Source organism: Pseudomonas rhizozeae (genome assembly GCF_031583775.1).
GTDB lineage: Bacteria > Pseudomonadota > Gammaproteobacteria > Pseudomonadales > Pseudomonadaceae > Aquipseudomonas.
Window position 1 is genome coordinate 187,488 of record NZ_JAVLSB010000037.1, and the last position, 25,752, is coordinate 213,239.

Sequence of the window (25,752 nt, forward strand, 5' to 3'; positions counted from 1 at the left end):
CCTTCGTAGGTTGATGCCAGGTGTTAACTATGCGCGGCCCCGGAACAGTCCGGCAAGGGCCTGCGCCCCTGCCTTGCCGATTGCCTGCTTATTGCGGGCTTTCACCGCGCTCGCGGGCAATGGCGCGGTAGCCAATGTCCGTGCGGTAGAAGCTGCCTTCCCAATCGATCCTGGCCGCCAGCTTGTACGCTTGCTGCTGCGCGGCATCGACGCTGGCGCCCATGGCGGTGGCACACAGCACCCGACCACCGGCCGTCACCACTTGCCCGTCTTTCAACGCCGTACCGGCATGGAACACCTTGCCTTCCAGGCCTGCAGCAGCATCGAGACCGTTGATCGCCACGCCTTTGGCGTAGTCGCCCGGATAACCACCGGCGGCCAACACGATGCCGACGCTCGGACGCGGGTCCCATTGCGCTTCGACCTTGTCCAGGGCTTGCGCCAGGGCCGCTTCGACCAGCAGCACCAGGCTCGACTGCAGACGCAGCATCACCGGTTGGGTCTCAGGGTCGCCGAAACGGCAGTTGAACTCGATGACTTTTGGGTTACCGGATTTGTCGATCATCAGCCCGGCGTAGAGGAAACCGGTATAGACGTTGCCTTCCTCGGCCATGCCGCGCACGGTCGGCCAGATCACCAGGTCCATGACCCGCTGATGCACCTGTGCCGTGACCACCGGGGCTGGCGAGTAAGCGCCCATGCCGCCGGTGTTCGGGCCGGTGTCGCCGTCGCCGACGCGTTTATGGTCCTGGCTGGTGGCCATCGGCAGGACATTCTTGCCGTCGACCATGACGATGAAACTGGCTTCTTCGCCATCAAGGAACTCTTCGATCACCACGCGGGAACCGGCGTCACCGAAAGCGTTGCCGGCGAGCATGTCGCGCACGGCGTCTTCGGCTTCGGCCAGGGTCATGGCGACGATCACGCCTTTGCCCGCCGCGAGGCCGTCGGCCTTGATCACGATCGGTGCACCTTTTTCACGCAGGTACGCCAGGGCCGGCTCGATTTCGGTGAAGTTCTGGTAATCGGCCGTCGGGATCTTGTGACGGGCGAGGAAATCCTTGGTGAAGGCTTTCGAACCTTCCAGTTGCGCGGCGCCGGCGGTGGGCCCGAAGCAATCGAGGCCACGGCTGCGGAACAGATCGACCACGCCCGCCACCAGCGGCACTTCCGGGCCGACAATGGTCAAAGAGACGTTTTTTTCGGCGAAGTCGGCCAATTGCTCCAGGGCCAGCACGTCGATGGCGACGTTCTCGCACTTGGCTTCAATCGCAGTGCCAGCGTTGCCCGGTGCCACGAACACCTTCTGCACACGCGGGTCCTGAGCGACTTTCCACGCCAGGGCATGTTCACGACCGCCGCTGCCAATGATCAACACATTCATTTCAAAAACCTCGGATGACGCTAATTCTGGTGAGCACAGTGGTGTGCTTTTCTGTAGGAGCGAGCCTGCTCGCGAAGGCGGATGTTCGGTCACATCATCATTGAATGTGACGCCCGCTTCGCGAGCAGGCTCGCTCCCACATGACGATCGCGTTTAGTGACGGAAATGGCGCATGCCGGTGAAGACCATGGCGATGCCGGCCTCGTCAGCCGCAGCAATCACTTCCGCATCGCGCATCGAGCCGCCCGGCTGGATCACAGCGGTCACGCCAGCCTTGGCCGCGTTGTCCAGGCCGTCGCGGAACGGGAAGAACGCGTCCGAAGCCATGACCGAGCCCTGCACTTGCAGGCCGGCGTGTTCAGCCTTGATCGCGGCGATGCGCGCCGAGTTGACGCGGCTCATCTGGCCGGCGCCGACACCGATGGTCTGGCGGTTCTTGGCGTAAACGATGGCGTTGGACTTGACGTACTTGGCCACTTTCCAGGCGAAGATCAGGTCGTGGATTTCCTGTTCGGTCGGTGCGCGTTTGGTTACCACTTTCAGGTCTTCGCTGCCGATCATGCCGACATCGCGGCTCTGCACCAGCAAGCCGCCATTGACGCGCTTGTAGTCCCAGGCCGGCGCGCGGTTGGCGTCCCACTGGCCGCACGCCAGCAAGCGCACGTTGGCCTTGGCGGCGACGATGGTGCGTGCCTCTTCGCTGACGCTCGGGGCGATGATCACTTCGACGAACTGACGGTCGACGATAGCCTTGGCCGTCTCGGCATCCAGTTCGCGGTTGAAGGCGATGATGCCGCCAAATGCCGACTCGGTGTCGGTGGCATACGCCAGTTCGTAAGCCTGGCGGATACCACCTTCGGCATCAGGGCTGACCGCCACGCCGCATGGGTTGGCGTGCTTGACGATCACGCAGGCCGGTTTGACGAAGCTCTTCACGCATTCCAGCGCGGCGTCGGTGTCGGCCACGTTGTTGTACGAGAGTTCCTTGCCTTGCAGTTGGGTCGCGGTGGCGATACCGACTTCGGCCGGTTTGGCTTCCACGTAGAACGCCGCGCTCTGGTGCGGGTTCTCACCGTAGCGCATTTCCTGGGCCTTGATGAACTGGCTGTTGAAGGTGCGCGGGAATTCGCTGCGGCCTTCAGTGCTGAGGGTGTCCGCGGTCTGGTTAACGGTGCCCATGTAGTTGGCGATCATGCCGTCATAGGCGGCGGTGTGTTCGAACGCTTTCAGCATCAGGTCGAAACGCTGAGCGTAGGTCAGGCCGCCGGCCTGGAGGCTTTCGAGGACACTGGCGTAGTCGCTGGCATTGACCACGATCGCCACGTCTTTATGGTTTTTGGCTGCCGAGCGCACCATGGTCGGACCGCCGATATCGATGTTCTCGATGGCGGTCGGCAGGTCGCAACCTGGCTTGCTGATGGTGGCTTCGAACGGGTAGAGGTTGACCGCCACCAGGTCGATCGGCTTGATGCCGTGCTCGTTCATGATCGCGTCGTCGATGCCGCGACGGCCGAGGATGCCGCCGTGGATTTTCGGGTGCAGGGTCTTGACCCGACCGTCCATCATTTCTGCGAAACCGGTGTAGTCCGCGACTTCCACTGCGGCCACGCCGTTGTCCCGCAGCAGCTTGAAGGTTCCGCCGGTGGAGAGGATCTCGACGCCCAGGGCTTCGAGCGCCTGAGCGAATTCGAGGATCCCGGTCTTGTCGGAAACGCTGATCAAGGCGCGGCGGATCGGCAGGCGGGTAGTCTGGTCGGTCATTTCAATGTCCATCAAAAGCAAAGGAAGTCAGCAAAAAAGGCGACCGGTTTTACGCGGGCGCCTTTCTGGTTTGAATGATTGCTTACAGCAAGTCGTACTGCTTGAGTTTCTTGCGCAGGGTGCCGCGGTTCAGTCCGAGCAGCTCACTGGCCTTGGTCTGGTTACCCTTGACGTAGTTCATCACGCTTTCGAGCAGCGGCGCCTCGACTTCGGAGAGCACCAGGTTGTACACATCCGTGACGGCAGCGCCCTCAAGGTGGGCGAAATAATTGTGCAGCGCCTTCTCGACACTGCCGCGAAGGGTCTGGCCTTCTTCGCTCGGCGTGTTGAGGTGCTGTTTCAAATTCACGTTGTCGCTCACGGGTGCTGTTCCACTCACTAAAGTCTCGGTCATCATCGTCATGCGGCCACCCCTTCTCCGTCCCCTGACAGGCTCTTGTAACGTTCGGCAAAAAAGCCCCGAACGTTGGCGCATTGTGCTTCCGTATCTTCCAAACGATTGAAGTGGGCGCGAAACTCCTTGGCGCCCGGCAAGGTTGCGAGATACCAGCCGACATGCTTGCGGGCAATGCGCACGCCCATCACATCGCCGTAGAAGGCATGCAGTGCAGCCAGATGCTCAAGCAGAATACGTTCCACCTCGATCATTTCCGGTGCCGGAAGTTTTTCGCCGGTACACAGGTAGTGCTCGATCTCACGAAAAATCCACGGCCGCCCCTGGGCGGCACGGCCTATCAGCAGGCCATCGGCACCGGTCGCGTCCAGGACGTGCCGGGCCTTTTCCGGCGAATCTATGTCGCCGTTGGCGAAGACCGGAATAGACACGGCCTGCTTGATCGCGGCAATGGTGTCGTACTCGGCCTGGCCGGTGTACAGGTCGGCGCGGGTCCGGCCATGCACCGCCAGCGCCGTAATCCCGGCCTGCTCGGCGATCTTCGCCACGGTCAGGCCATTCTTGTTATCGCGATCCCAGCCTGTGCGAATCTTCAGGGTGACCGGCACATCCACTGCGGCCACCACCGCCTGCAGGATCTCGGTCACCAGTGCTTCATCCTTCAACAGCGCGGAGCCGGCGGCCTTATTGCAGACCTTCTTGGCCGGGCAGCCCATGTTGATATCAATAATCTGTGCGCCCAGTTCCACGTTGGCCCGGGCTGCGTCCGCCAGCATCTGCGCGTCACCGCCGGCGATCTGCACCGAGCGTGGCTCGGGATCACCTTCGTGAATCATGCGCATCCGCGATTTGCGGGTGTTCCACAAACTCATGTCGCTGGTGACCATTTCCGACACAACCAACCCCGCGCCCAGACGTTTGCACAACTGACGAAAGGGTTGGTCGGTGACACCCGCCATAGGGGCGAGGATCAAGCCGTTGTGCACTGTATAAGGGCCGATGCGTACCGCCGACATAGGACTTCCCTGTTGTGGGGCCGGATCATGAGAGTTCGAAAAAGGGTTGGCATGATACCCGCTCTCGATGACTGGATAAAGGCTGAATTGAACAAAATCTGAACAGTTATTCTGTTATCGCCAGCGGTTTGGTTCAGTCGCCGACAGTCAGAAAACCGCCGTCAATCGCTGATCGGCTTAGTCCGGCTGAAGCGGTTCACTCGGGAGAGTGGAAGCTGAGGCTGTAATTCACCGCTTTCGCGCCGGGATCGAGAATGTCCAGGGCAATGTGAATCGGGGTCTGCGGCGGCATCTCGGCCATGCCTTCCAGATCACCGCCCAGGTACTCGCCGGGTTTGAAGCGACGACTGGCGATCAGATGGCCGTTGAGGTCGGCGAATCGTAATTCCAGGAGCGGGAACGGTTGGGAAAAAGGCGCGCGGTTATAAATGATCGCGTCGACCACCAGCGCGCCGCTGAACTCCGGATGGCTGCGCACCACCAGGTTGCTGCTTTTGACCTTGGCGATGTCGACCTTGGAGGGCACCGTGCAACCAAGGGTTGGGCACAACTGCTGGAACCAGGGACGGTACTGGTCCTGACGGGCCAATTCGTCGAAATGGTACGCCACGTACTGGAACGCGAGGGCGCCGGCCGCCAGCAGGATCAACAGCCCCCACAGCAGGCGCCGGCCCCAGGGTGAGCGGCGTTTCTGCGAATACAAGTGCAACGGATCATCGGTCAGATCGTGCAGGGCGCCATCGTGCATGCCCGGTTCGCTACGTTCGCGCCGTTTGCGCGGGGGTTCGATCACCAGCGGTTCGTCGTCAAGAGCGTCAGACTCGTCACTGGCGGACAGACGACTTGGCCGCGCTTCACTGACCAAAGGCGTGTCCAGGCGCATCGGCGGGGTCGGCAGTTCGTCTTCGAGATCGACCAAGGTCAGGGTCACCGACGGTTCGGTGCGGGCCGGGCGCAGCGGTGAAAACTCGCGCTCGGTGGCCAGGGGCGGTTCCTGTTCTTGGTCGGCGCGGTCGGCGGGGGACTCGCTGAACAGGCTGTCGGACCAGGGTTCTTCGTCGGTACTCTGGTCGCGGCGCGCGCTGAGGCTGTCTTCGCGGCGCTGGCCGAACGCTTGGGTGGGCTGGATTTCCCGCTGTTCCAGGCGCGCCAGCTCCTCGTCGAGGTCGAGGGTGTCGAGGTCCAGTTCGGTGGCGGACCACTGCTTCTGGCTGATCGCCCGAGGGGCTGGCGGCTCGGTTGGTTGTTCAAGCGGTGTCGGCATTGGCGCGGGCGCCACGTCATCCTTGCCTGCGCGTTGCTCCAGCAATTGTTTGGCGGCGTTGAACACCTGCAAACACGAACCACAGCGAACCACCCCACGGGCCACGCTCAATTGAGCGTGGCTGACGCGGAAGCTGGTCTGGCAATGCGGGCATTGGGTGACGAAGCTATCGGTCATGCGGCAATCCGGTTTATGCAGGCGTCCATTCTAGCGCCGACGACCGGTGATGCGCACCCAGCCATCTTTGTTGGCGATCGGGTCCAGATCGAAGTCCTGGGCGTAGGCCGCTGCCACTTCTTCGCCCTGCTCGGCGAGAATCCCTGACAACGCCAGACGCCCGCCGGACTTGATCAGCCCGGATAACTGCGGCGCCAGCGACACCAAAGGCCCGGCGAGAATATTGGCTACCAGCACATCGGCCTTCACCTGCGGCAAATCTTCCGGCAGATACAGCGGGAACAGCGCGTCGGCGATATGGTTGCGCCCGGCATTGTCACGGGAGGCTTCCAGGGCCTGCACGTCGATGTCGGTGCCGACCGCTTCCTTGGCACCCAGTAGGAGCGCGGCAATCGCCAGAATCCCCGAGCCGCAGCCGAAGTCCAGCACGTTGCAGCCGTTCAAGTCCTGGCTGTCCAGCCATTCCAGGCATAGAGCGGTGGTTGGATGAGTGCCGGTGCCGAATGCCAGGCCCGGGTCAAGCAGCAGGTTGACCGCATCCGGCTCTGGCGCGGCGTGCCAGCTCGGCACGATCCACAGCCGCTGGCCGAAGCGCATCGGCTGGAAGTTATCCATCCAGCTGCGCTCCCAATCCTGGTCTTCGATGACTTCGCTGTGGTGCTCCGGCAGCGGGCTGCCGGTCAGCAGTTCAAGATGCGCCAGCACGCTGGCAGCCTCGGTGCCACCTTCGAACAGCGCCAGCAGGTGCGTGTGCGACCACAGCGGCGTGGTGTTGAGTTCCGGCTCGAAAATCGGCTGATCTTCGGCGTCCATGAAGGTCACCGACACGGCACCCACTTCGAGGAACGCGTCTTCATAGGTTTCGGCTTGTTCTGGGCTGATGGCGAGACGGACTTGCAGCCAAGGCATGGCGGGCACCTTTGAAAAATATTGATTGCAGCCTAGCGGGCTGCGAGAAGCGCGCAAGTTTACGCGAGCGCGGGGCAGAAGACGACCGGGATGCCCGAGATCGTGACCGCAGGCATTGCTGTGATGATGAGTGCCTCGATAGGTCAGTCATCTCCAGAAACAACAAAACCGCCCGGAGGCGGCTTTGTTGATCGCGGTAGACGCTTAGTGCTTCTCGTCCGCCAGCTTGTGCTCGAGGTAGTGAATGTTCACGCCCCCTTGGCAGAAGCCTTCGTCGCGGGTCAGGTCGCGGTGCAGCGGGATGTTGGTCTTGATCCCGTCGACCACGATTTCGTCCAGGGCGTTACGCATGCGCGCCATGGCTTCATCGCGGTTGGCGCCGTAAGTGATCAGCTTGCCGATCAACGAATCGTAGTTCGGCGGAACGGCATAACCACTGTACAGGTGCGAATCGACGCGAACGCCGTTGCCGCCCGGTGCGTGGAAGTGCTTGACCGTGCCAGGGCTCGGCATGAAGGTTTTCGGGTCTTCAGCGTTGATCCGGCATTCCAGGGCGTGACCGCGGATGACCACATCATCTTGGGTGAACGACAGTGGGTTGCCGGCGGCGATGCTGAGCATCTCCTTGACGATATCGATGCCGGTGACCATTTCCGAAACCGGGTGCTCGACCTGAACGCGGGTGTTCATTTCGATGAAGTAGAAGCGACCGTTCTCGTAGAGGAACTCGAAGGTGCCGGCACCACGGTAGCCGATGTCGATGCACGCCTTGACGCAGCGGGCGAAGACTTCCTGACGCGCGGTTTCGTCGATGCCCGGGGCCGGTGCTTCTTCAAGCACTTTCTGGTGACGACGTTGCAGCGAGCAATCGCGGTCGCCCAGGTGGATCGCGTGACCCTGGCCGTCAGACAGTACCTGGACTTCCACGTGACGCGGATTGGTCAGGAACTTTTCCAGATAGACCATCGGGTTACCGAACGCTGCGCCCGCTTCGGAGCGGGTCAGTTTCGCCGAGGAAATCAGGTCTTCTTCCTTGTGCACCACACGCATGCCGCGACCGCCGCCGCCGCCAGCGGCTTTGATGATCACCGGGTAGCCCACTTCGCGACCAATGCGCAGAGCGGTTTCTTCGTCTTCGGGCAACGGGCCATCGGAACCTGGAACGGTCGGGACGCCAGCGGCGATCATCGCGTGCTTGGCCGATACCTTGTCGCCCATCAGGCGAATGGTCTCAGCTTTCGGGCCGATGAAGGCAAAACCGGAATTTTCCACCTGTTCGGCGAAATCGGCGTTTTCCGCAAGGAAACCGTAGCCTGGGTGAATGGCGGTGGCGCCAGTCACTTCAGCCGCTGCGATGATCGCCGGGATGTGCAGGTAAGACTTGGAGGCCGAGGCTGGACCGATGCAGACCGATTCGTCTGCCAGGCCCAAGTGCATCAGCTCTTTGTCGGCCGTGGAGTACACGGCGACGGTCTTGATGCCCATCTCTTTGCAGGCACGCAGGATCCGCAGGGCAATTTCACCGCGGTTGGCGATCAGGACTTTTTCCAACTTCGCAGGTTTCAACATCGTTGGCTCTCCGCGGTTCAAACGATGGTGAACAGCGGTTGGTCGTACTCAACCGGCTGGCCGTCTTCGACGAGGATGGACTCGATCACACCGCTGGTTTCAGCTTCGATGTGGTTCATCATCTTCATGGCTTCGACGATGCACAGGGTGTCGCCTTTCTTCACGGTCTGGCCGACTTCAACGAAGGACGGCGAGGACGGCGAGGATTTGCGATAGAAAGTGCCGACCATTGGCGAACGGGCCACGGTGCCGTTCAGGACCGGTGCGGAAGGCGCGGCGGCGGCAGCGGCGACTGGGGCAGCTGCCACCGGTGCGGCGGCCGGTGCCTGTTGCATCGGGGCTGGCGCGTAGTATTGCTGGGCCGGGGTCTTGCTGTGACGGCTGATGCGAACGGACTCTTCGCCTTCCTTGATCTCGAGCTCGTCGATGCCGGACTCTTCCAGCAATTCGATCAGTTTCTTAACTTTACGGATATCCATGAATCATCAACTCCCAAGGGTCGGTCAGGGGCGTTTAACGCTTGTTGTTCAAGTCGTTGCCTGTCTTTCAAGCTGCTCTAGTGCGGCCTCCAGGGCCAGTCGATAACCGCTGGCGCCAAGGCCGCAGATCACTCCCACCGCTACGTCGGAGAAGTAAGAGTGATGGCGGAAAGGTTCGCGTTTGTGCACGTTAGACAAATGCACTTCGATGAATGGGATGCTCACCGCCAGCAGCGCGTCACGTAATGCGACACTTGTGTGTGTAAAAGCTGCTGGATTGATCAGAATGAAATCAACGCCTTCGCCACGAGCGGCATGGATGCGGTCGATCAATTCGTACTCGGCATTGCTTTGCAGGTGCAGCAGATGGTGACCGGCTTCACGGGCGCGGCGTTCCAGATCCTGATTGATCTGCGCCAGGGTCGTCGCCCCGTAGGTCCCGGGTTCGCGGGTGCCCAGCAGGTTCAGATTAGGTCCGTGCAGAACCAGTAGCGTCGCCATCGGCTGTTCCTTCGTTATCGGTGTGCAGTTGTCAGAACCCGGCGACTATGCCGCAAAGCCTTTGTGACTGTCCAGTTCTCTGCAATAGCCAGCACGATGTCCGATGTTTGCGCAAAATATGTGACCGACCCATCAGATCCGGTCATTTGCCGGGAGGCACGAAGTCTGCGGAATAGATTTCGCCGATGATCCGAAAGGCCTGCGAAAGCGCTTTTTGTGGCGAGGGGGCTTGCCCCCGTTGGCCTGCGAAGCGGGCCCTCTCTGTCGGCTGGCGGACCGAGTGAGCAGGTTTAGCGGTTGCTGCGCAACCGAACGGGGGCAAGCCCCCTCACCACAGTTGGTCAGTGCGCGGCTGAAGAGATGCGAGGCTCGAAGTTACACGCGAAACGCCTGCACCGCCGTGTGCAGCCGCCCGCCGAGTACCAACAGGTTTTCGCCCTGCTCACGCCCTTCGCCAATGCGCTGCAAGTTGTCCCCACCCTGTTGGTGAATGCGTTCGCTGTGGTCGCGGATTTCGCTGACGGCACCGCTCTGCTGCGCAGTGACGTCGGCAATGCGCACGGCGGTGTCGGCGATGGTCTGGATCGCGCCGACGATTTTATCCAGCGCACCGTCCGCGGCCTGAGCCTGGTTGGCAGTGGCTTCGGCGTGTTCGACCTGGGCGCGCATGCCTTCCACCGATTGCCGGGCGGCAGATTGCAGGCCGGCGATCAAGGTCTGGATCTGCGCCGTGGCTCCCGCCGTGCGTTGGGCCAGCGAGCGAACTTCTTCAGCCACCACCGCAAAGCCCCGGCCCATCTCCCCGGCGCGGGCCGCTTCGATCGCGGCGTTCAAGGCCAGCAAGTTGGTCTGATCGGCAATCGAACGGATCACCGTCAACACGCCGCCAATGGTCGCCGACTCCTCGGCCAGGTGTTCGATCATCTGCGCATTGCCTTGCACTTCGCCCACCAGTGCATGCAGCCCGGTCAGGCTCAAACCGATCACCCGTTGCCCGTGCTCCACTGCCTGTCCGGCGTGACGACTGGCATCGGCGGCTTCGCTGGCGTCGCCCGCCACTTGCTGGATAGTCGCTTCCAGTTCGCCGAGGGAGTCGCGAATCAGCGCGGTGTCACCCGCCTGGTGCTCGGCGCCGGTGTGCAGATTGCTGCTCAGTTCGGCCAAGGTGCGGCTGCTGCCCGCGACCTGTTCGGCATTGAGTCGGATGGTGCCGACCAAGTCCACCAGATACGCCCGCAGGCGATTGAGCGAGGCTTGAATGTCGTGCAGCTCGCGATTGGTCTTGCCCAGTTGGATGTCCTGGCTGAAGTCACCCTCGGCCCAGGTCGACAACGCTGGCGCAAGGTTGGTCAAGGTCCGCGCCAGGCGCCGTTGCAGCGTGTCGATCAGCAACGCGATCAGCAGAATCAGGCCGATCATCACCCCTTGAATCAGGCGCACTTCGCCCTGGATTTGCCCATGCTGCGCACGCACCACGGGTTCCAGCGCGGCAAGCGCTTGCTGCACGGCGGCGATTTTCAGGTGAGTCGCGGCGCTCAAATCGCTGCGTTTCTGGATCTGCTCGCGGGTGCGCTCCAGCTCCGCCGGGTAGCGCGTGAGCAGGCTGTTCAGCTCGCGCTTGAGACCGACGCCGGCATCTTCGGCGGCGGCTTTTTCGTTGTTCTCCAGGCCCATCATCGCGGCAAAGTCGTCGTTGCCGGATTCATTCTTCTCCGCCACGCCGAGCAAGGGCAGGGTGCTCAGTTGTTCGGCTTGGGCGCGCATGCTTGCTACTTCGCGCTCGACGTCCGCCGCCAGTTCACTGCGACCGCTGCTGACCAGTTTGTCCCGGGCCAGCGAGAGTTTGCCCAAGTGCTGCGAGGCTATCAGCAGCGGTCCCAGGTAACTCGCGTTGCCGCTGGCGTACTGGCTCAGTTGTTCGAGGCCGGCGCTCAGTTCCCGCTCGGCTTGCAGCAGCAACGCTTGCGGATCGCCCGCCAGTTTGCCGGCGGCCAACAGGTCGGTTTTGCTGAAGCTATCGAGTTCGGAAAGGCTCGGGCGCAGACTGTCGGCCAGCGCTGGCGGCAGCTCGGCGAGTTGTTGTTGCAGGCTGTCGATGCCCTGGGTGGCGCTGCTCAGGCGCAAGGCATCGCCGCTGCCGAGGTAATCGTCGACATTGCGCGCCACGTCGTTCTGGAATTGCTGCGACAAGCCCAGGTAACGCTCCATCAACAGGTACGGGCGTTCGAGCGCGGTTTGCGACCACCACAGCGTAGCGCCGAGGGCCAGGCACACGGCCACCAGCAGCAGGGTATTGAGATTGGTCAGCAGTTTCAGGCGCATCGTGGTTACCAACGGCAGAATGGTAAGCGTCTGAATTTATTGCTGTTGTGTTACAGGGTTATGACCGATCGGCTGGATTCCGATGAAAAGATGGCACTTTGCTTTGGGTCTTGCGCCACATGCACCCGATTGCGCCCGGCGTCCTTGGCGCGATACAGCGCCTCGTCTGCCTGGCTGGCCATCATCAGGCTGTCGGAATTTTCGCGCAGCTCCACCACCCCGGCGCTGAAGGTGCACCACAAATCTTGCGGCTGTGCCGGGTAATGGATTTCGGCGAAGCGCTGGCGGATTTCATCGAGCACTTTATGTGCCGCCACGAGATCGGTGTCCGGCATGACAATGGCAAACTCTTCGCCACCGTAACGGCCGATGAAATCGGTTTTGCGCAAGCGCTGCTTGAGAAACAGCGCCAGGCTCTTGATCACCCTGTCGCCCATCGGGTGACCGTGGCTGTCATTGACCCGTTTAAAGTGGTCGATGTCGAGCATCGCGAAGCTCAGCGGCTTGCTTTCGCGTCGAGCGCGGAAGCTGCAGTCTTCGAGCAGTTGCAATATGTGCGTGTGGTTGTACAAACCGGTCAAGCTGTCGCGGACCATCCGCGCCTTGAGATTGCGCGCCCGCGCCGCGCGGTTGCGCACCGTGGTGATCAAGTGTCGGGGCTTGATCGGTTTGGTCAGGAAATCGTCGCCGCCCTCGCTCATGGCGTCGAGCTGCTTGTCCAGGTCGTCTTCGGCGGACAGGTAGATGATCGGCACGCTCACATAGCGGTCGTTGTGGCGAATCACCTTGGCCAGCTCGGTGCCGGTGCAGGCCGGCATGTACATGTCGAGGATGATCAAGTCTGGTTGGAAGTCCGCCAGTTCGGCCATCGCCTGGATCGGCTCGATCAAGGTCCGGGTGACAATCCCGGCGCTGTTCAGCAGTCGCTCGGTGTGCAAAGCCTGGGCGCGGGAATCATCGATGATCAGCACTTTATAAGGTTCATACTGCGCGACGCAGGTCAGCACTTCGATTTTTTCCAGCAGGCTCGAGGCTTCAAGAGTGCCAGTCAGAAATTCCTGGCCACCGGCGCGGACCGCCGCCAGACGCGTCGGCGTGTCGGTTTCCAGCAGGCTGAAAAACAGCAGCGGCAATTGCTGGTCGAGACCTTCCTGGGCTTCGGCGGCCAGTTTCAGGCCGATGCCGGGGCCGCTGAAGTCGACGTCCATGACAATCGCCGCCGGCAGGCGCTCGACCATTGAGGAGCGGAACGCGGCGACGCTGTCCAGCGACTGCGCGCTCAGCCCGAAAAATTCCAGCTGTTTGGCCAGCCGCTCGGCCCGGTCGTGATCCTGCAACAGCACGTAGATCGGCTTGCGCAGCGGCGGCAAGAAGGTTTGTTCGAGCTGGTCGCCATGCCGCAGGCCGGTGCGCGACAGGCGCTGCATCAAGCGGTTGAGATCGGTGATCAGGCCACTGCTCAGGCGTCCGCGGTTGGCTTCGACCGCGGTCAGCGCCAGGCCGATGCTGTTCGCCAGTTGGGTGTGTTCTGGTTGTTCAAAGCGCTCGGCGAAGCGCAGCAGACGCAGGTTGGCTTCGCTCAGGTCGCTGAGGTCGGTGGCAGACCATTCGCTGCGCTGCAGGCGCTGCCATATCTCAAGAATCTGACGTGCTTGATGAATGACCCGCTGGGCAAAATGGTGCTTGAGGCGCTCGCGGCTGGGATCTTCTGGCTCGGTCATATCCTGACTACTAGTGAGACTGCATGCTGAGATCGAATGGTGGCTCTATGCTAGCACCTCTTTTCGATTGCATGAGTGTCGCACGTCAATAATCTGCAAAGCGACCTCATTCAGTTTGCGACCGACTGGTCGCATAGGCTCGCGGCCAGCCTTCATTTATAGTGGCGCCTCGATTGCGCCGCTGGGTGGCCATGATTTGATGCTGGAGAATGCGCGGCAAACGAAGGCACGATGGCGTAGGGTTGTGGTCGAACCGATGAACTCAAGTGATTGAAAGGATATCGCCATGCTGGACTGGAAGAACCGCGCGGGCAGCGCGCCTGAACGTGCCGCTGAACCGAAGTCGGCCACCCGCAGTTACGTCGGCGGCCTGTTGTTCAGCCGGGCGCTGGCCACGCTGGTCGGTCTGTACCTGCTGGTGACCATCGGCCTGGGCTGGTACTGGAGCCAGGAGCCGGCGTTGTTTCCGGTGCAACAGATCTCGCAACAGGCTGCCGAGCGTGAAGGCAAGCAGATGGTCATCGGCTACACCACGGTCGAGACCCTGAAGACCGTGGCTGGCACTCTGCTGACCAAACCGGGCGGCTACATCTCCAACGACCGCTTCCCACCTGGCCTGTGGATGGACAACATGCCGAGCTGGGAATACGGCGTGCTGGTCCAGGTCCGCGACCTTAGCCGCGCATTGCGTAAAGATTTCGCCCGTTCGCAGTCGCAGTCGGCCGAAGATTCCGACCTGGCCAAGGCCGAGCCGCGTTTCAACTTCGATAACCGCAGCTGGGTCCTGCCATCCAGTGAGTCGGAATACCAGGAAGGCATCAACTCCCTGAGCCGCTACCAGGCGCGCCTGTCCGACCCAAGCCAGAAAAACGCCTTGTTCTACGCCCGTGCCGACAACCTCAACAACTGGCTGGGCGATGTCGGCACGCGTCTGGGCTCGTTGTCGCAACGGCTGTCGGCCAGCGTTGGCCGGGTCAAACTCAACACCGCGCTGAAGACTGAAGTCGTGGCGCCGGGCGAAGTGCCGCAAGTCGACGAAGAAGTGGTCGAAACGCCGTGGATGCAGATCGACAACGTGTTCTATGAAGCCCGTGGCCAGGCCTGGGCCTTGTCGCACTTGCTGCGCGCCATTGAAGTCGACTTCGCCGACGTACTGGCGAAGAAGAACGCCACAGTAAGCGTGCGTCAGATCATCCGTGAGCTGGAAGCCTCGCAGGAACCGGTCTGGAGCCCGATGATCCTCAACGGCAGCGGTTTCGGCGTGCTGGCCAACCACTCGCTGGTGATGGCCAACTACATATCCCGCGCCAACGCTGCGGTGATCGATCTGCGTCAGTTGCTCAATCAGGGCTGAGCCATGGCCGACGCTGCCAAAGAGGCCGCCCACCGCGCGGCCTCGGATGCCGAACTCATCGCCTGGGTCGACGAGCAGGACAACCTGCTCGGCGCTCTGGTGCGTTCCGACTTGCGCGAACGCGGGCTGATTGGCCGTGGCACTTACATCATGCTGTTCAATTCTGCCGGTGAGCTGTGCGTGCATCGGCGTACCTTGAGCAAAGCGATTTATCCCGGTTATTGGGACGTGGCGGCGGGCGGCATGGTCTCGGCCGACGAGTCCTACGCCGAATCCGCCGCCCGTGAGCTGCACGAGGAGTTGGGCGTGAGCGGCGTGGAACTGGTCGCCCACGACCATTTCTTCTTCGAAGACACCGGCAACCGGCTCTGGTGCTCGGCGTTCTCCGCCGTGTGGGACGGGCCGTTGATTCTGCAGCCCGAGGAAGTTATCGAGGCACGCTTTATCCCGATCGAGCAGGTATTGCGGGAAATCGAGCAAAAGCCTTACTGCCCGGACTCCCTGGCGGCGCTCAGGCGCTATCTGCGGGCGCGTGGGGATGACGTCGCAAAAGAGGCATAAATTGGCGCTGATTGGCTCTTAGCAATCGACGTTTTTGTCGTTACACTGCGCGACCTTTTCAAGCTGAACCGGCCCCGCTTTTACCCGCGACGTCCGGCCCAGTAGCGCTGCCCCTGCCTGAGTGGGGCTTCGCGGTCGATGGCCCCCCTGTGGCCGCGACCAGTCTTTGTCCTCCCAAGAGGATTGCCGGTGGCCAAAAAAGCCGCATCCTTCGCCGCCCTTGGTGGCCTGGTATTTTCCACCGACGCAGGTCGTCATTGCCCGGATTGCAGCAAACCGGTGGACGCCTGTATCTGCAAACAGACCCTGATCCCCGCCGGCGACGGCATTGCCCGCGTGCGCCGTGAAAGCAAGGGCCGTGGCGGCAAGACGGTGACCACCATCACCGGCGTGCCACTGGCCGAAGACGCGCTCAAGGAATTGGCGACTACGCTGAAAAAGCGTTGTGGCACCGGGGGCGCGTTGAAGGACGGGATCATCGAAATCCAGGGCGACCACGTCGAGCTACTCTTGGCGGAACTGCTCAAGCTCGGATTCAAGGCGAAGAAATCCGGCGGCTAGCAGCCTCTGTGAAAACCACCCTCGGCGGCTGCCACCGGATGCATTCGTGGCCTGGCGTCGCCGCCATGGTTTTCACAGAGCCTGTTCTGACCGGTTTCTAAACTCACTGCGGTCAGCGGGGTCTACCCCCTCGTTGACGAACCGTCATTTTCATTCTTTAGACTGCGCCGGCCTGAATCCAGGCGACGCACTATGACTTCTTTATAGGGGACTTCGATGTCCGTACGACGCACACGCAAAGACGATGGCAGCCAATGGACAGTCGCGGACAGCCGCAGTGTTTACGGGATTCGCCATTGGGGGGCCGGGTATTTCGCGATCAATGACGCCGGTCGCGTCGAAGTCCGTCCGAACGGCCCGAGCAGCCCGTCCATCGACCTGTTCGAGCAAGTCGACCAGTTGCGTAAAAGCGGTTTGTCCTTGCCGCTGCTGGTGCGCTTCCCCGATATCCTGCAAGACCGCGTCCGTCAGTTGACCGGCGCGTTCGACGCCAACATCGAGCGCCTGGAATACCAGAGCAAATACACCGCGCTGTACCCGATCAAGGTCAACCAGCAGGAAGCGGTGATCGAGAACATTATCGCCACGCAAAACGTCTCCATTGGCCTCGAAGCCGGTTCCAAGCCAGAGCTGCTGGCGGTGCTGGCCCTGGCGCCGAAGGGCGGGACCATCGTCTGCAACGGCTATAAGGACCGCGAGTTCATTCGCCTGGCGCTGATTGGTCAGAAGCTCGGCCACAACGTGTTCATCGTGATCGAGAAAGAATCCGAAGTCGGCCTGGTGATCGAAGAAGCCGCCGCGCTGAAGGTCAAGCCACAGGTCGGCCTGCGCGTGCGCTTGTCGTCGCTGGCGTCGTCCAAGTGGGCGGACACCGGTGGTGAGAAATCCAAGTTCGGCCTGTCGGCGGCGCAATTGCTGTCGGTGGTCGAGCGCTTCCGTGCCGCCGGCCTCGACCAGGGCATCCGTCTGCTGCACTTCCACATGGGCTCGCAGATCGCCAACCTGGCGGACTACCAACACGGTTTCAAGGAAGCGATCCGTTACTACGGCGAACTGCGCAATCTCGGTTTGCCGGTGGATCACATCGACGTCGGCGGCGGCCTCGGCGTGGATTACGACGGCACCCACTCGCGTAACGCCAGTTCGATCAACTACGACATGGACGATTACGCCGGTGTCGTGGTCGGCATGCTCAAGGAGTTCTGCGATGCGCAGAGCCTGCCGCACCCGCACATCTTCTCCGAGAGCGGCCGTTCTCTGACCGCGCACCACGCCATGTTGGTGGTGCAGGTGACCGACGTCGAGAAACACAACGACGACGTGCCGCAGATCGACAACAAGGAGGCCCTGCCGGAAACCGTGCAATGGCTGGTGGACCTGCTGGGCCCGACCGACATTGAAATGGTCACCGAAACCTACTGGCGCGCCACGCATTACATGAGCGATGTCGCCACCCAGTACGCTGACGGCAAGCTGACCCTGGCGGAAAAAGCCTTGGCCGAACAGTGCTACTTCGCGGTGTGCCGTCGCCTGCATAACTCATTGAAGGCGCGCCAACGTTCGCATCGCCAGGTGCTCGACGAACTCAACGACAAGCTGGCGGACAAGTACATCTGCAACTTCTCGGTGTTCCAGAGCTTGCCGGACACCTGGGCCATCGGCCAGGTATTGCCGATCCTGCCGCTGCACCGTCTCGACGAAGAGCCGCTGCGCCGCGCCGTGCTGCAAGACCTGACCTGCGACTCCGACGGCAAGATCAAGCAGTACGTCGACGAGCAGAGCATCGAGACCAGCCTGCCGGTGCACAGCTTGAATGAAGGCGAGGACTATCTGCTGGGCATCTTCCTGGTGGGCGCCTATCAGGAAATCCTCGGCGACATGCACAACCTGTTCGGCGACACCGACTCGGTGAACATCTACCAGAACGCCGATGGCAGCGTGTACCACGCCGGCATCGAGACCCACGACACCATAGAAGACATGCTGCGCTACGTGCACTTGTCGCCGGAAGAACTGATGACCCACTACCGCGACAAGTGCGCCAGCGCGCGTATCAGCGTCGCCGAACGGACGCAGTTCCTCGACGCCTTGCGCCTGGGCCTGACCCGTTCTTCCTACCTCTCGTCTTGAGGTAAATAGCCGCTGCCACTGGTTTGTCGGAAAAAGCTCTGAGCCATTCAGACTTTTCCGATAAACCGGTGCGGTGTGTCTGTTTTTTCGACAGAAACCAATCTCCTTCCGGCCTCTCCAGCCGAACTTGTCTCTATTTCGTGTAGGGACTTTCCTTTCTTGTACTTCGGCCCTCTACTCGGCCATGGCTCTCGGCGAGAATCCCCAGCCGCCCCTCCCGTAGAGAATTGCCGATGTCCGATCCAGCCAACGAGCCGTCATTTCGTCTGGAGGTCGCGGGTCAGCCCGACGCGTTTGAAGTCCAGGCTTTTACCGGCAGCGAATCGATCAGCGAACCCTTCGCCTTTGATCTGGACCTGCTGATCGCCGATCCGCAACTCGACCTCGCCAACCTGTTGTACCGTTCGGCCTGGTTGTCGTTCGGGCGCGAGGGGCAGGGCATTCATGGCCACTTGCAGGAAGTGGAACAGCGCGAGCACGGCGAATCGGCGCGCCACTGCCGGGTGCGCCTGGGCCCGCGGCTGAGCTGTCTGGGGCTGCGCATCAGCCAGCGTATGTTCACGGCCTGCTCGGTGCCTCAGATCATTGATCAAGTACTGGGCGAACACGGCATCGTTGGCCGGGCGCGGAGTTTTGAACTGGAGCGGCACTACCCGGCCCAGGACTTTTGCACCCAGTACCGCGAATCCGACCTGGCCTTCGTCCAGCGCCTGTGCGCCCAGGCTGGCATTCATTACCACTTCCGCCATCGTCGCCAGGGTCATTGCCTGGTGTTGAGTGACGGGCAAGCGTCGTTTGATCCGGGGCCGCAGGTGCGTTTCGAGGTCGGCGACGGGCCGAGTGCGGTGGGCCAGTTTCAGGTCAGCGGTTCCCTCGGGCTGGTAGGACTGGAGCAGCCGCCGGCGCGGATGGCGGAGGGCAGCGGCCATGTCGCGGCGTTGCGCAGCGGCCAGTGGATGGCGCTGAGCGGGCACCCGATTGCCGAGTGGAATCAGCTTTGGTTGCTGACGCGGATCGAGCATTCCGGCTCGCCGGACACTTACCGCAATCGCTTCTGGGCCAGCCCCGCTGATGCCCCCTTCATCGCCGCACAGCCCTTGGCCAAACCACGGATGGACAGCTTGCAACGAGCCTGGGTGGTGGCGGTTGACGACGACGTTGCACCCGCCGCCGAGCCACGGATTGCTGTGCAATTCGACTGGTTGTACCAGGGCGAGGGCGCGGCCCGCAGCCATTGCTGGTTGCCGCTGGCGCCGGAACTGGGCCAGTTGCCCCTTGATCAGGGCACCGAGGTGCTGGTGAGTTTTATCGAGGGCGATCCGGATCAACCGCTGATCAGTGGCTTGCTCACTACTCCGTCCACGTTGACCGTGGAGCAGGTGGCGCCGTGCGAATCAACCGCCGCTGCCTTCGCGTCCGATACTGCTCCCGCCCCCGATGCCTTGGTGAAACTGCTGCAAGCCAGTCCGCCCTTGGTTTTGTTATGCCTGTTGCCCGGTGGCGGCAGTTTCAGCCAGTGCGGCGAAGCGGTGTGCACCTGCCGGATGCTGACTACGTTCAATGGGAACGGTGCGGCATGAGTCTGGAGTCCCCATGGCTGCTGCTCGACGTACCGGGCGCGCCGCCAGCGAGGGCCGAGCTACGGCGGTATCTGGCGGACGACAACAGCATTGCCCTGTTCGAAGGCACCGAGCTGCACGAGTGGCGCGAGCACGGTCCGCGCTTGATCGATTTGGCCCAGAGCCCGGCACTGGCTCGCGCCTGCCACCATGAGCCGCACGCCTGGCCGGGCCTGCTGCTGACGTGCGAGGCACCGCTGACCAGCATGCTTGATCACCTGCGCCGGCTGCTGACCGTCACCCTGGGCCTGCACCACAAAGCCTTGCTCAGCTATTACAACCCGCAGACCGCCAGCTACTTTTTCGATGCCTGCGACGCGCGAGCGCTCAGCCTGTGGCTCGGGCCTTTGAGTCGCGTGCGCTGGTTCGGTGGCACCTGGGCCGATCGGGCGATCGGCAGCCTTGGCTGGCAACAACTGCTGAATCCGGGCCTGAGCGTGGAGCCCCTGGCGATCGAACAAAGCCTGAGCCCGCTGCAGCAGGAGAAGCTCCAGCAGTGTTTGCTCGAGCAACACGCCTGGCGCTGGAGCCGTTCGACCGGCGCGGACTATCACAGCCTGTGGTCGCACCTTCAGGAAGGCCTGGCATTGGGTTTCAGCGAGCGCCCGGTACTGGACGGCTGGTTGTGGCTGCGCTTGCAGTATCCATCCAGTCGAATTGTTACGCCGCTCACCGGTCAGACCCAACAGGCGCGCCTGGATAACCTGCGCCAGCGATGGCAGAACAATCAAACCTGAGTGGGGGCCGTATGCAGCGCACATCCGTCTGGCAATACCTGAAGTTGGCGTTGGGCAGTGCGCTGCTGGCCGCCACTGCAGCTTGTTCACCGATCACGCTGCTCAACACGTTGACCCCGGAGGACACCTTCGCGCTGAGTGAAGGCATCGCTTATGGCGACGATCCAAGGCAGACCCTTGATGTCTATACGCCGCGCCCGGCGGTGACGGATGCGCCGGTAGTGGTGTTTTTCTACGGCGGTAGCTGGAACAGCGGTTCACGCAGCGACTACAAGTTCGTCGGCGAAGCGCTGGCGTCCCGGGGTATCGTTGCGGTGGTGGCGGATTATCGGCTGTATCCACAAGTGCGCTACCCGGCGTTTTTGCAGGATGGCGCCCGCGCCGTGGCCTGGACTCACGCGAACATTCGCCAGTTCTCCGGCGACCCGCGCAAGCTGTACCTGATGGGCCACAGTTCCGGCGCGTACAACGCGGCGATGCTGGCGCTGGATCCGACCTTGCTGGCGGCCGTGGGGTTGTCGCCCAAGGACCTGCGCGGCTGGATCGGCCTGGCCGGGCCTTATGATTTTTTGCCGATCGAAAACCCCGAGGTGAAGCCGGTGTTCTTTTTCCCGGATTCGCCGCCGGAGTCGCAGCCGATCAACCACATCAGCGCCCAGGCACCGCCGGCACTGTTGATGGCGGCATCGAAAGACAAACTGGTCGACCCGCTGCGCAACAGCGCTGGCCTGGCCCGCAAGCTGCGTGAGGCTGGGGTGCCAGTGCAGGACCTGTATTTCTCCCGCACCCGCCACACGACGCTCGTGGCCACCTTGTCGCGGCCGCTGCGCTGGCTTGGGCCGGTGCTGGATCAGGTCACGGCGTTCGTACGCGACACCCCGGTCAACGAGCATGCCCGCTGAACCAGACGTCGTTGCGGCGCAGGCGCCAGGCGATGAGGCCGAGCGTGAGGCTGCGCAAGACCATGAACAGCAAAAAGGTGATCCACAAACCGTGATTGCCAAACTCCCGCAGCGCCCAGGCGAAGGGCAATAGCAGGACCACCGTCAGTAACATCCCGTTGCGCATTTCCCGGGCGCGGGTGGCGCCGATGAACAAGCCGTCCAGCAGATAACTGCCCACTGCGATCAGCGGCAGCGCCGCCAGGTACGGGAGGTAGGCATATGCGGTGTCGCGCACGCTCGGGATGTCGGTTTGCAGATTGACGAACAGATGCCCGCCAAACAGGAACGCCACCGCGAACGCCACGCTCGCCAGCAACGACCAACCGCACGCCACCACCATCGAGCGGCGCAGGGCGTCGCGGTTGCGGGCGCCAATGGCGTGCCCGCACAGGGCTTCCACCGCATGAGCCAGGCCATCGAGGGCATGGGCGGTCAGCAGCAAACCATTGAGCAGCAGCGCATTGGCCGCCACCGTCGCATCACCCAGCCGTGCGCCTTGCACCGTGATCAGGAAAAACACCGATTGCAGCGCCAGGCTGCGGATGAAGATGTCGCGGTTCACCGCCAGCAACGGGCGCCAGTTGTGCCAGCGCTTGAGCGCGGCCCAGGCAATCTGCCCCGGATAAGCACGCAGCGCCGGTTGCGTCAGCGCCAGGCCGAGCAGGGCGCCGGTCCACTCGGCGATCACCGAGGCCCGGGCCGAACCGACCACGCCCCAGTCCAGGCCGATCACGAACCACAGGTTCAGCGCGATGTTCACCAGGTTGGTGGTCAGCAGAATCGCCAGCGGCGCGCGGGCGTTCTGCGTGCCGAGGAACCAGCCCACCAGCGCATAAGTGGCCAGTGCCGCCGGCAAACCGAACAATCGCGTGTGGAAAAACGCCCGGGTCATCTGGTCCAGTTCCGCCGACGGCTGCATCCAGTGCAGGGCCACGCCGCTCAACGGCACCCCGACAGCGCCAAGCACGATCGCCAGGCCCAGCGCCAGCAGCAACCCTTGCAGCAGCACCTGGCGCAAGGCTGCGCCGTCATTACGCCCGGCGGCCTGCGCCGCGAACCCGGTGGAGCCCATGCGCAGGAAGCCCATGGCCCAGGCCAAAAAAGTGTAGAGGCTGGCGCCCACCGCCACCGCGCCCAATTGATGGGCGTGCGGCAAATGGCCAATGACGGTGCTGTCGACCAGCGCCACCAGCGGCACGGAAATATTCGAGAGAATCATTGGCGCGGCCAGCGCCCAGACCCGGCGGTGGGTAGGGCGGTCGCGCCAGTCGGCGATCAAGTTGGACATGCGGGCTCCTTGGCGGAGCGGGGATTGTAGCGGCGATCGAGGCGCGGTCTTAGTGAATAATCCAGCTCAACAGCCACAAGCCCAACACCAGCCAGATAATCCCCATCACGATCGACGCACTCATGAACGCGCGAATCGCCGACCACAACAGGATCAGCCCAAGCACCAAGGCAATGATGCTGATGATAGAAGTGTCCATGCCCAGCGCTCGGGACAAGCCTTCGACAAAATTGCCGCCAGCGTTGGCCAGCACATTGAACAACCCGCTGAGGCCATCGACGATAAAACGGATGACCGAACCCAGCGCCTGGCCGAGCCATTCAAAAAAGCTTTCTACCTGCATGTGTTGATCCTGAAGTAAGGAGGGCAGTTGCCGGACTTGAGGCTTGGGCCATGGATCGAGGTGCCAAGTTCCCTGACAGCATAGAGGGTTTACGCAGACCTTTGCCGGAGCTGTTTCTTGTGGTGAGGGGGCTCGCCCCCGTTGGAGTGCGAAGCGCTCCCGGCGTCATGCAGAACACTCCGTGTGAGTTTGCGACAGCATTGCAGCCGCGCAGGCAAGCCCCCTCACCACAGAAGCTCGGCCGCTCCACTTGCCTTCCCCGGCCATCCCCCCGAAGCTATAGGCCTTCAGGAGAACCCGATGAACCTTGTAGAACTGACGCAACGCCTGCACGCCATCCGTGATCGCAATGACTGGCAACAATTTCACAGCCCGAAGAACCTGGCCATGGCTGCCAGCGTGGAAATGGCCGAGTTGGTGGAGATTTTCCAGTGGCTGAGCGAAGACCAGTCGCGCCAGTTGCCCGCCGAGGAACTGGCCCACGCCGGCCAGGAAGTGGGCGATATCGTCCTGTACTTGCTGCTGTTGTGTAGCGAATTGGGCCTGGACATGAATGACGTGGTGCGCAACAAACTGGCGGACAGCGAACAGCGGTTCAGCCAATGAGCGACCGTCATTTCGACCAGTTGGCCACGCGCTTCGCCGAGAAAATATACGGCGGGGCCAAGGGCGCGATCCGACTCGCGGTGTTGCAGGCCGACCTCGCGGAAGCCTTGCCGGATCGGCCGCTGCGGGTGCTGGACATCGGCGCAGGCCTGGGCCACATGTCGTTGTGGCTGGCCGAGCGCGGGCATCAGGTGACCCTGGCCGAGCCCGCGCAACCGATGCTCGACGGCGCGCGCCAGCGCTTTGCCGAGGCCGGGCAGAGCGCGACCTTCATCCAGGCGCCGTGGCAGGATTTGCTCGGCCAACTCACCGAACCCTACGACCTGGTGCTGTGCCACGCGGTGCTGGAATGGCTGGCCGAACCCCACGCGATCCTGCCGGTGCTGCACCAACTGACTCAGCCCGATGGCTGGTTATCCCTGGCGTTTTATAACCGCGATGCGCTGATCTACCGCAATTTGCTAAAGGGCCACTTCCGCAAAATGCGCAAGAACGACATGGCCGGCGAAAAACAGAGCCTGACCCCGCAGCAGCCGCTCGACCCGCGAGAACTGGCGGCGCAACTTGATGGGCTATGGTGGGTCGAAAGCCAAAGCGGGGTGCGGGTTTTCCACGATTACATGCCCGTGGAATTCCAGGCCCGCGCGGAACTGGTGGACTTGCTGGAAATGGAGCTGGCCCACCGTCGTCACCCAAGCTTTGCCGGGCTTGGGCGTTACTTGCACTGGATCTGCCGGCCGATCTGATCGGAGCGCACCATGAACAGTCGTTGCGGGATATTGCTGATGTGCCTGGGTCTGGCTGCCTGCCAAGGCAGCAATCCCTATGTCGCGACCTCCAAACCCCTGCCACCGGCACCGCCGGGCGCGGCGAATGTCTTTGATCGCAGTGCCTATCCGGCGCCACCCCGTGATTACGGGCGCTACCGCAGCTGGGCCTGGCGCGACGGGCGCCTGCCGCCGGGCACTGCGTTCGCCGATTCGGCGCAGGTCGCCGAAGCGGTCAGCAGCGCCCTCGACCAGCGTGGTTTGCGCCCGCTGCATGACAATCGCCCGGCTGACCTCTTTGTCACCGCCGACATGCGCGTCGAAAGCCGCGTGCGCCAGGTGCGCGATGATTATTACGACGGTTACGGTGGCTATGGTGGTTATGGCGGCTACAACCGCTATGGCCGTGGTTATGGCAATGGCTACGGGGCCTACGCTTCGGTGCCTATCGTGCGGACCTATCAGGTGCAAGTGTTGGTGGTACGGGTCGACCTTTTCGACGCCGGCAGCGGTCAGCCCGTGTGGAGCGCCAGCGCCGAGACCGACACCAAGGGCAGCCAGAGCAATCGCGCCGATGCCATCCGCGAGGCTGTGGAAAAAGCCATGTCGGCGTATCCTCCCAGTTAACAACCATTCTTGTTTGCGCGTGTTCTCAACCGGAGATCCATCATGCTCAGCCGTTTTGCGTTATTGGCCATGGCCGCCCTGCTCAGCGCTTGTGCCGGCAAGCAGGTCAACCATGACTTCGATGCCAGCCGCGATTTCGCGGCGTATCGCAGCTGGAGCTGGAAAGACCCGGCGCTGCAATACCGCCCGGATGATCCCCGGATCAAAAGCGACCTCACCGAGCAGCGCATCCGCCAGGCCGTCACCGATCAACTCGACCAGCGCGGTCTGCGCCCGGCGGCCAGCGGTGCCAAGGGTGATGTGAATGTGCAGACCTACCTGATCGTCGAGGACCGTCAGCAGCAAGTCACCACCAACTACGGCGGCGGTTGGGGCGGCCCGTGGAATGGCTATTGGGGCGCGCCGATGTACAACGAAACGCGCAACATCACCTACAAAGTCGCGACCATCCAGGTCGACTTGCTCGACGGTAAGGACGGCAAATTGGTCTGGCGCGGCAGCGATGAACAAATCCTCAGCAGCTCGCCCAACCCCAACGACCGCAGCACCGCCATCCGCGAAACCGTCGCGCGCATCCTCAGCAACTATCCACCGCGTTGATGCAATACACATGTGAGGGAGCGAGCCTGCTCGCGAAGGCGTCGGCACATTCAACATCGCTAAGTCAGGCAAACCGCTTTCGCGAGCAACCCCGCTACCGCAATGGATTGTGTGGATC

General features: G+C 62.3%; 23 protein-coding genes and 1 pseudogene. 11 read left to right on the forward strand and 13 right to left on the reverse strand.

All coding sequences use genetic code 11. The features are described 5' to 3' along the window. Positions 1 to 88: 88 nt before the first annotated feature. The 11 genes and pseudogenes from purD to RG836_RS12445 form a co-directional block, all read right to left on the reverse strand. Positions 89 to 1,384, reverse strand: a complete 1,296-nt coding sequence (gene purD, locus RG836_RS12395) for a phosphoribosylamine--glycine ligase (protein ID WP_310845750.1) — start codon at positions 1,382 to 1,384, stop codon at positions 89 to 91. 153 nt (positions 1,385 to 1,537) lie between these two features. Further along, on the reverse strand, positions 1,538 to 3,145 hold the full coding sequence (purH, locus tag RG836_RS12400) for a bifunctional phosphoribosylaminoimidazolecarboxamide formyltransferase/IMP cyclohydrolase (RefSeq protein WP_310845752.1): 1,608 nt from the start codon (positions 3,143 to 3,145) through the stop codon (positions 1,538 to 1,540). Positions 3,146 to 3,227: 82 nt separating this feature from the next. Beyond that, complete coding sequence (gene fis, locus RG836_RS12405; protein WP_007921650.1) at positions 3,228 to 3,548, reverse strand: DNA-binding transcriptional regulator Fis; 321 nt, start codon at positions 3,546 to 3,548, stop codon at positions 3,228 to 3,230. Next, on the reverse strand, positions 3,545 to 4,555 hold the full coding sequence (gene dusB, locus RG836_RS12410) for a tRNA dihydrouridine synthase DusB (RefSeq protein ID WP_310845754.1): 1,011 nt from the start codon (positions 4,553 to 4,555) through the stop codon (positions 3,545 to 3,547). Before dusB ends, fis begins: the two co-directional genes overlap by 4 nt. Positions 4,556 to 4,751: 196 nt before the next feature. Further along, positions 4,752 to 5,996: a DUF3426 domain-containing protein gene (locus tag RG836_RS12415; RefSeq protein ID WP_310845755.1), complete on the reverse strand. Its 1,245-nt coding sequence runs from the start codon at positions 5,994 to 5,996 to the stop codon at positions 4,752 to 4,754. A 30-nt stretch (positions 5,997 to 6,026) separates the two neighbouring features. Continuing rightward, a complete protein-coding gene (prmA, locus tag RG836_RS12420; protein WP_310845756.1) occupies positions 6,027 to 6,905 on the reverse strand; it encodes a 50S ribosomal protein L11 methyltransferase in 879 nt (292 codons plus the stop codon). Between the two features lie 204 nt (positions 6,906 to 7,109). Further along, positions 7,110 to 8,474: an acetyl-CoA carboxylase biotin carboxylase subunit gene (gene accC, locus RG836_RS12425; RefSeq protein WP_310845757.1), complete on the reverse strand. Its 1,365-nt coding sequence runs from the start codon at positions 8,472 to 8,474 to the stop codon at positions 7,110 to 7,112. Positions 8,475 to 8,491: 17 nt separating this feature from the next. Then, on the reverse strand, positions 8,492 to 8,953 hold the full coding sequence (gene accB / locus RG836_RS12430) for an acetyl-CoA carboxylase biotin carboxyl carrier protein (protein WP_310845758.1): 462 nt from the start codon (positions 8,951 to 8,953) through the stop codon (positions 8,492 to 8,494). A 48-nt stretch (positions 8,954 to 9,001) separates the two neighbouring features. Then, positions 9,002 to 9,454 (reverse strand): type II 3-dehydroquinate dehydratase, encoded by a 453-nt coding sequence (aroQ, locus tag RG836_RS12435; protein WP_310845759.1) that lies wholly within the window; start codon positions 9,452 to 9,454, stop codon positions 9,002 to 9,004. A 375-nt stretch (positions 9,455 to 9,829) separates the two neighbouring features. Then, a pseudogene (locus RG836_RS27320) lies at positions 9,830 to 10,336 on the reverse strand (methyl-accepting chemotaxis protein); the annotation flags it as partial. 1,490 nt (positions 10,337 to 11,826) lie between these two features. Continuing rightward, positions 11,827 to 13,497 (reverse strand): PleD family two-component system response regulator, encoded by a 1,671-nt coding sequence (locus tag RG836_RS12445; RefSeq protein WP_310845762.1) that lies wholly within the window; start codon positions 13,495 to 13,497, stop codon positions 11,827 to 11,829. 286 nt (positions 13,498 to 13,783) lie between these two features. Here RG836_RS12445 and RG836_RS12450 point away from each other — a divergent pair, with 286 nt between their 5' ends. The 7 genes from RG836_RS12450 (at position 13,784) to RG836_RS12480 (ending at position 21,361) form a co-directional block, all read left to right on the forward strand. Next, positions 13,784 to 14,851: a DUF2333 family protein gene (locus RG836_RS12450; RefSeq protein WP_310845763.1), complete on the forward strand. Its 1,068-nt coding sequence runs from the start codon at positions 13,784 to 13,786 to the stop codon at positions 14,849 to 14,851. A 3-nt stretch (positions 14,852 to 14,854) separates the two neighbouring features. Then, positions 14,855 to 15,412: an NUDIX hydrolase gene (locus RG836_RS12455; protein ID WP_310845764.1), complete on the forward strand. Its 558-nt coding sequence runs from the start codon at positions 14,855 to 14,857 to the stop codon at positions 15,410 to 15,412. A gap of 189 nt (positions 15,413 to 15,601) precedes the next feature. After that, a complete protein-coding gene (locus RG836_RS12460) occupies positions 15,602 to 15,973 on the forward strand; it encodes a translation initiation factor Sui1 (protein WP_310845766.1) in 372 nt (123 codons plus the stop codon). Between the two features lie 216 nt (positions 15,974 to 16,189). Next, complete coding sequence (gene speA / locus RG836_RS12465) at positions 16,190 to 18,103, forward strand: arginine decarboxylase (RefSeq protein ID WP_310845768.1); 1,914 nt, start codon at positions 16,190 to 16,192, stop codon at positions 18,101 to 18,103. A gap of 233 nt (positions 18,104 to 18,336) precedes the next feature. Then, complete coding sequence (locus RG836_RS12470; RefSeq protein ID WP_310845769.1) at positions 18,337 to 19,683, forward strand: type VI secretion system Vgr family protein; 1,347 nt, start codon at positions 18,337 to 18,339, stop codon at positions 19,681 to 19,683. Beyond that, positions 19,680 to 20,459, forward strand: coding sequence for a DUF4123 domain-containing protein (locus RG836_RS12475; RefSeq protein WP_310845770.1), 780 nt, complete (start codon positions 19,680 to 19,682; stop codon positions 20,457 to 20,459). The genes RG836_RS12470 and RG836_RS12475 overlap by 4 nt, the downstream gene beginning before the upstream one ends. 11 nt (positions 20,460 to 20,470) lie before the next feature. Next, positions 20,471 to 21,361, forward strand: coding sequence for an alpha/beta hydrolase (locus RG836_RS12480; protein WP_310845772.1), 891 nt, complete (start codon positions 20,471 to 20,473; stop codon positions 21,359 to 21,361). On the opposite strand, the gene RG836_RS12485 is transcribed toward RG836_RS12480, so the two are convergent. Both RG836_RS12485 and RG836_RS12490 read right to left on the reverse strand, forming a co-directional pair. Continuing rightward, positions 21,342 to 22,691: an MATE family efflux transporter gene (locus RG836_RS12485; RefSeq protein ID WP_310845774.1), complete on the reverse strand. Its 1,350-nt coding sequence runs from the start codon at positions 22,689 to 22,691 to the stop codon at positions 21,342 to 21,344. The two genes, RG836_RS12480 and RG836_RS12485, sit on opposite strands and share 20 nt — an antisense overlap. A gap of 49 nt (positions 22,692 to 22,740) precedes the next feature. Then, positions 22,741 to 23,034, reverse strand: coding sequence for a hypothetical protein (locus tag RG836_RS12490; RefSeq protein WP_310845776.1), 294 nt, complete (start codon positions 23,032 to 23,034; stop codon positions 22,741 to 22,743). A gap of 300 nt (positions 23,035 to 23,334) precedes the next feature. Here RG836_RS12490 and RG836_RS12495 point away from each other — a divergent pair, with 300 nt between their 5' ends. Genes RG836_RS12495 through RG836_RS12510 form a run of 4 tightly spaced genes read left to right on the forward strand, consistent with a single transcriptional unit; the run spans position 23,335 to position 25,634 of the window. Beyond that, positions 23,335 to 23,640, forward strand: a complete 306-nt coding sequence (locus RG836_RS12495; RefSeq protein WP_310845778.1) for a MazG-like family protein — start codon at positions 23,335 to 23,337, stop codon at positions 23,638 to 23,640. After that, entirely contained in the window at positions 23,637 to 24,386 is a 750-nt protein-coding gene (locus RG836_RS12500; protein WP_310845780.1) for a methyltransferase domain-containing protein, read from the forward strand. Before RG836_RS12495 ends, RG836_RS12500 begins: the two co-directional genes overlap by 4 nt. A gap of 12 nt (positions 24,387 to 24,398) precedes the next feature. Then, entirely contained in the window at positions 24,399 to 25,034 is a 636-nt protein-coding gene (locus RG836_RS12505) for a DUF4136 domain-containing protein (protein WP_310845782.1), read from the forward strand. A 42-nt stretch (positions 25,035 to 25,076) separates the two neighbouring features. Further along, a complete protein-coding gene (locus tag RG836_RS12510) occupies positions 25,077 to 25,634 on the forward strand; it encodes a DUF4136 domain-containing protein (protein ID WP_310845784.1) in 558 nt (185 codons plus the stop codon). The last annotated feature ends 118 nt before the right edge of the window (positions 25,635 to 25,752 follow it).

Bases quoted from the DNA above. Each gene is read 5' to 3' on its own strand.
- purD (WP_310845750.1), bottom strand. From the start codon at position 1,384: ATGAATGTGTTGATCATTGGCAGCGGCGGTCGTGAACATGCCCTGGCG.
- purH (WP_310845752.1), bottom strand. From the start codon at position 3,145: ATGACCGACCAGACTACCCGCCTGCCGATCCGCCGCGCCTTGATCAGC.
- fis (WP_007921650.1), bottom strand. From the start codon at position 3,548: ATGACGATGATGACCGAGACTTTAGTGAGTGGAACAGCACCCGTGAGC.
- dusB (WP_310845754.1), bottom strand. From the start codon at position 4,555: ATGTCGGCGGTACGCATCGGCCCTTATACAGTGCACAACGGCTTGATC.
- RG836_RS12415 (WP_310845755.1), bottom strand. From the start codon at position 5,996: ATGACCGATAGCTTCGTCACCCAATGCCCGCATTGCCAGACCAGCTTC.
- prmA (WP_310845756.1), bottom strand. From the start codon at position 6,905: ATGCCTTGGCTGCAAGTCCGTCTCGCCATCAGCCCAGAACAAGCCGAA.
- accC (WP_310845757.1), bottom strand. From the start codon at position 8,474: ATGTTGAAACCTGCGAAGTTGGAAAAAGTCCTGATCGCCAACCGCGGT.
- accB (WP_310845758.1), bottom strand. From the start codon at position 8,953: ATGGATATCCGTAAAGTTAAGAAACTGATCGAATTGCTGGAAGAGTCC.
- aroQ (WP_310845759.1), bottom strand. From the start codon at position 9,454: ATGGCGACGCTACTGGTTCTGCACGGACCTAATCTGAACCTGCTGGGC.
- RG836_RS12445 (WP_310845762.1), bottom strand. From the start codon at position 13,497: ATGACCGAGCCAGAAGATCCCAGCCGCGAGCGCCTCAAGCACCATTTT.
- RG836_RS12450 (WP_310845763.1), top strand. From the start codon at position 13,784: ATGCTGGACTGGAAGAACCGCGCGGGCAGCGCGCCTGAACGTGCCGCT.
- RG836_RS12455 (WP_310845764.1), top strand. From the start codon at position 14,855: ATGGCCGACGCTGCCAAAGAGGCCGCCCACCGCGCGGCCTCGGATGCC.
- speA (WP_310845768.1), top strand. From the start codon at position 16,190: ATGTCCGTACGACGCACACGCAAAGACGATGGCAGCCAATGGACAGTC.
- RG836_RS12470 (WP_310845769.1), top strand. From the start codon at position 18,337: ATGTCCGATCCAGCCAACGAGCCGTCATTTCGTCTGGAGGTCGCGGGT.
- RG836_RS12475 (WP_310845770.1), top strand. From the start codon at position 19,680: ATGAGTCTGGAGTCCCCATGGCTGCTGCTCGACGTACCGGGCGCGCCG.
- RG836_RS12480 (WP_310845772.1), top strand. From the start codon at position 20,471: ATGCAGCGCACATCCGTCTGGCAATACCTGAAGTTGGCGTTGGGCAGT.
- RG836_RS12485 (WP_310845774.1), bottom strand. From the start codon at position 22,691: ATGTCCAACTTGATCGCCGACTGGCGCGACCGCCCTACCCACCGCCGG.
- RG836_RS12490 (WP_310845776.1), bottom strand. From the start codon at position 23,034: ATGCAGGTAGAAAGCTTTTTTGAATGGCTCGGCCAGGCGCTGGGTTCG.
- RG836_RS12495 (WP_310845778.1), top strand. From the start codon at position 23,335: ATGAACCTTGTAGAACTGACGCAACGCCTGCACGCCATCCGTGATCGC.
- RG836_RS12500 (WP_310845780.1), top strand. From the start codon at position 23,637: ATGAGCGACCGTCATTTCGACCAGTTGGCCACGCGCTTCGCCGAGAAA.
- RG836_RS12505 (WP_310845782.1), top strand. From the start codon at position 24,399: ATGAACAGTCGTTGCGGGATATTGCTGATGTGCCTGGGTCTGGCTGCC.
- RG836_RS12510 (WP_310845784.1), top strand. From the start codon at position 25,077: ATGCTCAGCCGTTTTGCGTTATTGGCCATGGCCGCCCTGCTCAGCGCT.